The organism is Novosphingobium sp. AAP93 (assembly GCF_001296055.1).
In the GTDB taxonomy this organism is placed as follows: domain Bacteria; phylum Pseudomonadota; class Alphaproteobacteria; order Sphingomonadales; family Sphingomonadaceae; genus Novosphingobium.
Genome location: NZ_LJHZ01000095.1, coordinates 1 through 6481 on the forward strand (window position 1 = coordinate 1; position 6481 = coordinate 6481).

A 6481-nucleotide genomic window follows, 5' to 3' on the forward strand; every position below is an offset into this window, starting at 1 on the left:
GCGGAGACTCGGCGCTGTGCGTCAGGCCCGCAAGGTGGGGCCACGGCCCCGCTTACTATGATACGGCCGGGCGGGTCGTACAGACGATTGGCGGTGACGGCGCCGACAAGCGCTTCGACTATGATGACAGCGGCAACCTCGTCCGTCAGACAGAGTATTTTGACCGCTTCAATGCCGCGACCGTAGCTGGCTTCAAGTCGGCCTTGCCGACGACTATTGTTGGGATCAGTGCGACGAACTCGGACTGGACCTATGTCGGTGCCTACAACCAGACACGCAGCTTCTATGACCAGCAGGGACGGCTGATCGGCGCAATGGACCGCTTTGGCGCACTGACCGAGTTTGTGTACGACGAGTCCGGGCGCAGAATCGACCAGATCCAGTATGAGAAACTGGCCGCCAGCACCTTCACCAATGCACAGGGAACATCTGTCAGCAGGTTCACGACGTCATTTGCCGATATTCGTGCAAACATTATCAGTCAGGGCGGCAACGACAGGTATACCCGCAGCGTCTACGATGGCCAACTGCTGCGCTACACTGTCGACGCGGCAGGCTATGTAACTCAGTACGACTATGACACATCTGGTGCGGGGACGACGACGACCCGCTACCAGAACGCTCTTGCGAGCACGACAACTGATTACACCTTCGACGCGGTCAAGGCGCAGCTCGCGACGCTGGCAAGCAGCTCAGGCGACCGAAAGACCCACAGCGTACTCAATGCCAGGGGGCAGGTCGCCTACACGATCGATGCCGAGAATGGCGTAACCGGCTTTGCCTATGACCAGTCGGGCCACGTCATTCGTGCGACCAGGTTCTCAACACCGTGGACTCCGGCGGCGTCCCGCCTTGTAACCGACCTCGATGCCTGGGCGGCACCAGCCACGGTCGGCGCTGCAGCAGACAATCGCGTGACGCGCAGCTTCTACGATGCGCGCGGCCAACTCGTCTACACGGTCGATGGCGAAGGCTATGTGACCGAGACAACATACGACGAGGATGGCCGGGTCACGGCCATAACAAGCTACAATACGGCGATCTCCGGATTGGCCGACAGTTCGACGGTTGCGGCAGTTGCCGGCAAGGTGGCGGCGGACAAGAGCGCGCTCGCCTACGCGCAGGCGCGCAGCACCTATGACGCACTTGGCCGCCTAAGCGACAGCACCGATGCTGCTGGGACAATCACGCACTACGACTATCTCGCAACGGGCGAGGTCTGGAAGGAGACGGTCGCCTACGGGACGGCTGACGCCGTTGTCACCCAGTATACCTATGATGCTGTAGGGCGTGTCCTGTCCAAAACAGAGGCCGTGGGAGCCGCAGAAGCGGCAACGACCAGCTATACCTACGATGGCCTCGGGAACGTCATCAGCGTGACCGACCCGCGCGGTAACACGACGTATTCCTATTACGATGTCATGGGGCGCCTGAACCTTACGCGCGACGCTGAGGACTACGTCACCAAGACCAGCTATACCAATTTCAGCGAAGTTGCCAGCGTAACGCGCTACGTCACCCGCACGACTTCAGCAGTGACGGTTGCGCCGACGGTCACGCCGGTTAGCGGGCAGGATGCCGCGACCACTTTTGCCTATGACAAGCTCGGGCGTCTGATCAAGACGACGGATGCGGAAGGCAAGTTCGAGAGCCAGACTTACAACGCATTTGGCGAGATCGATACGAAGACGAACAAGCTGGGTGGGACGACGACCAATACCTACGACCGGCGCGGCTTGCTCAGCGCTGAAACGATGGCGATGACGTCGGTGGACCGTACCGGCACCCAGCAGGCAGCGTCCGTTACCAATACATATGCCTACAATGCCTTCGGCAACCGGCTCACGATGGTCGAGGCTGCCGGTCTCGCCGAGGCGCGGACGACCGGCTATAGCTACGATCGTAACGGCCGCCTCGTCTCGGTCACCGGTACCAGCGTACCGGTGCTCTATGGCAATGCGACCGTGACGCCGAGTGAAGGTACGGCGATTACGAAGACGGTCACGAGCTACGATGCGAGAGGCAACGTCATCGAGACCGCAGTCAAGGTCACAAGCTACAATGCGACCGGGACGCTTCTGACTACTGACGTCGCGCAGTCCCGCACGCTCGCATGGTACGATCAACTCGGCCGCAAGACCGATGAGCTCACGGCGGGAAGCCTGATCACCAAAGGAACCCTGTCGCACTGGACTTATGACGCCCGTGGCAATGTTTTCTCGACAAGCGTTTACGGCGACGAGGTCACGATTGCGACCACCCGGCCGACCACTGCGCCGGCGGCGGTCAACGGTGCCAACGTCCGCACGACATCCTATACCTACGACAAGCTTGACCGGCTCAAGACAACGTCAATGGCCAATGTACTCGTTGGTTCGTGTTCTGGGTCATCGTACAGCTACACAACGCAAACCGTCACGACCACGAAATACTATGATGCAGCGGGGAACCTGATCCGCCAGACGGATGGTCGCGGCGACAACACATACTTCTACTACGACCGCCTCAATCGCAAAACAGCGCAGGTCGATCGCGAGAACTACCTGACGACCTGGGCGCTGGATGAGGATGGCAACACCGTCGATGAGGTGCGCTACGCTGGCAAGGTTGTCGGGACCGTTACGACGGTCGCAGCGCCCACGGTAAGCGCCGACTCTGCCAATGACCGGTCCACGCACTTCACCTACGACCGGATGGGACGGCGCCTGACCGAGGAGCGGGCGGGCGCCATCAAGGCATCGCAGGACGCAAACGGGGTCGTGATGCAGGATACGTCTCCGTCCCGCAATGTGGTGACCACGACCGCCACCTCCGTCATCACCTATAGCTACAACGGGCTGGGTGAGGTTACGTCGAAGAAGGAGGCGACCGGCGACACGACGACCTATACCTACGACAGCATGGGCCGGATGACCAAGGAAACCGACCCCAGCCAGCCAATCTCGGGCGGCACGACGGGTTCTCCGGTCACACAGTTCTGGTACGACGGGCTCGGCAATCTGACGCGCAGCGACGAGAACGGGCGCGTGACGCAGTATCAGTACTATGCCAGCGGCAAACTCAAAGCGCTGACCAATGCGGATAGCGTGACCCGCACCTATTTCTACGACGGTGCCGGCAACAAGGTGGCGGAGAAGTATCTGCGCACCGGCGCAGACAGCACAGCGACCGCCAGCAGCGTCTACGATGCGATGACCTACACCTACGATGCGGCGGGCAGGCTGACGGCGCAGGGCTACGCCACTGTTACGGGCACGACGTGGGCCGCAGCTGCGAACAGCGACACGACCAGCGTGGGATACAACGCCTATGGCGAGGTGATTGGCCGCGGGATCAACCTGACAAGCGCGCAGATCGCCGCCGGCGCCTACCAGGACAAGTTCTCCTACGACAATGCGGGCCACATGTGGCGCAGCACCGCAGGCGACGGCACGGTCAACCTCTACGTCTACGACGAAAACGGCAACCAGACCCTCGACATCACTTCATCGGGCAAGGACAAGCTCGCCGCGACCGACACCACCACGACCGATGCGCTTCCGGGCAGCTATGTCTGGGCCAATCCTGCCACGGGACAAACCCAGCTTGATCTGACTGCAGCGCTTAACCTGCTGACCAACAATGGCGCCAACACGGTGGGTGCGGCGGTCGTGCAGGGCATGATCGTTACGCAGTCCCTTTATGATGGCCGGAACCAACTCACGCAGATTCGCATGCCGCTGCGCGACCGGACGAGCCTCGGGAGCTACAGCGCAAGCCCTTACACCAATCTCAAGTCGTACAACGCCTTCGGCGAGGTGACCAGCGAGACTGATGCCCGGGGCAACGTTACAAACTACGCTTACAACACGCTCGGCAGGGTGATCAAACGCGAGCTTCCTGCGGTCAGTTGGACCGCCGAGAACGGGACCATCGCTTCAGCCCGTCCCACCGAGAACTACTTCTACGACATCTCAGGCCGCGTTGTGGGTGTGCAGGACGCCAACGGCAACGTGAACACGCGCACGCTGCTTGCCGGCACCGGCTATGGGAAGGACAGCGAGGCGCTGGTGCTCAAGGAGTTCCATGCCGATGGTGGGGTGTTCGAACGCCAGTATGACCTCCATCATGATCTGAAGGTGACGATCAATGAGGTTGGCAAGACCGAGACCTATGTCTACGACGCCCTCGGTCAGCTGATCGAGCAGGATCACCAGATCCGTGCCGCCGGATCACCCGGCAATGATCTGACCGGCGCTGTCGCGGTCCAGCTGAAGGACTACTACGACTACGACAACCTTGGTCACCGCACGCTGCATACCAACAGCCAGCTTGGCAGCGCTGTGAAGGAAACCACCGCCTACGACATCCAGGGCCGGGTCACGAGCCAGGTCGATCTCGGCGGCGACACCACCTCCTACAGCTATGCCTGGAACGGCTCGCTCGTCACATCGGGCCTTGGCACCTTCGGAGGCTGGACCAAGGTCACCACCAACTCGTCACTCAAGACCCGCACGGACGTAACCGACTACTACGGCCGCACCATCGACATGATCGACTACGGCGGACACAACTACGATTACACCTTCGATCTCTCGGGACGCCTCGTGGGCCGCGTGAGCAACCAAGGTGAGAGCATTACTTGGTCATACTACAACACAGGTATGATGCAGAGCCAGGTTTCGACTTACGGTAATGCATACTACGGTTCGACGATTACCGCGACCTATCAGTACGATGCTGACAATCACCGCACTTTCGAAGGCTATGATGCCACAACCAACACGATCAACTGGTACACCGGGGCCACTTACAACAATGTCGTCCATCACCAGCACGCAAATGTGACGTGGGATGCTGCGGGCCGCATGACCCAGTTCAAGGACACTGGCGATCAGGGCTCTGCACCCGTCCAGGTGGATTGGGAGTATGACCTGAACGGCAACATCCGTCATATGGCGGCCTCCTACCGGGCAATCGATGATCAAGGAAACATTGGTACGACTGCGACGACCCAAGATTATTGGTATCTATACGATAAGATGAACCGGTTCATAACGACGAAGGGTATACTTGTTGGAACTAAAAGTGATGGTACCGTCGTGACCGGATCGGCTGCGCGAGGTTTGCAGGACGCGGCCATCAAACGCTCTTATGGGCAAATTTATGGCTCTTCTTACCTACAGGGTGCAGACATTCTCTATGACAGCGCAGGCAATCGCAAAAGTGTTACCAGAACACTGCGTCTTCAGACGGGCAGTGGCATGTTTGTCGTACCCTATCTTGCGGATCAGAAAGAAGTCTACAACTACAGCGATGACGGTTTCCTGTCTCAGGTAACCATCGGTGTGGGTAGCATCACGGCACCTAATGATACGACAACCAGTGCAGTGGTTAGAGCACGCTATTTGCGTGACGCCATGGGCCGGGTCACGGACTACCGCGAGTACGGCGCGGGGGGCTATGTGTCGACTAACCCCGCGACTAACGTCGTCTATCAGCGCACGGCAAGCTACAACAACAAGGGTCTGGTGACGTCAGACGTAGTCACGTCGGTCCAGGGCGTCGACACCTTCGTCAATTCGACGACCTACTACTACAACGCGAACGAGACTGCTGCCGGGTCGGGTCAGTGGAAGGGGGTGACGAGCGGCGGCACTTACATGGGCGGGGCGGTTACGTTATCCTCCACCACCGTGACGAAGAATGGTGCGGCACAGACGGGGAACTCCACGACCAACACGTTCGCGTGGTGGGGCAGTGCCATGCAGGCTGTCGCCAACTACGTCTCGGGTTCGACGAGCAACACCTCGACCTTCAACTACGACCAGAGCGGGCACCTGCAATCGGTCTATATCCAGGATGGCCGCCCGCGCACGGTCAGTTTCGTGACCGACGTGAGCGGGCAGATCCTGACGCGGCAGGAGAGCGACAACAACGCGACACAGGGCGATCCGAAGGAACTGCACTACTACTTCAACGGCATGGGCGTTGGCGACATCTCGAACAACGGGACGAGCGATGTCGACTATGCCGCCTCGATCGCGCAGCACACGGCGGTCAGCGCCGGCTACGGCGCCTTCAGAAATGGTGCGACGACAGGCTCATCCTATGCGGACTTCGATCAGAGCTACGATCCGATCAACGGGCTGAACTACGCCTCGACCTCGAGCCGCTATGTGGTGCAGGACGGCGATACGCTCACCTCGATTGCCCAGGCGGTGTGGGGCGATGCCAGCTTCTGGTACCTGATCGCGGACGCCAACGGTCTTGATGGCACGGAGACGCTGGCCGCCGGGCAATCGCTGATCCTGCCGAACAAGGTCCACAACAGCCACAACAACACCAGCACCTACCGCGTCTACGATCCCAACGAAGCCATCGGTGATACCGCGCCGACCGCCGTGGCGCCGCCGAAGGATCCGGCATGTGGTGGGTTTGGGGCAATCCTGCTTGGTATCATTGCCATAGTGGTAACAGCAATCGTTGCTCCAGAATTGAT

General features: G+C 59.9%; 1 protein-coding gene and 1 pseudogene. Both read left to right on the plus strand.

Annotation, left to right across the window (positions count from 1 at the left end):
• Positions 1 to 14 precede the first annotated feature (14 nt).
• Positions 15 to 1019 (plus strand): annotated as a pseudogene (locus IP83_RS21145) (hypothetical protein); the annotation flags it as partial.
• A 294-nt stretch (positions 1020 to 1313) separates the two neighbouring features.
• Positions 1314 to 6481: LysM peptidoglycan-binding domain-containing protein (locus tag IP83_RS14250; protein ID WP_231625058.1), on the plus strand; the 5168-nt coding region annotated here is incomplete at its 3' end.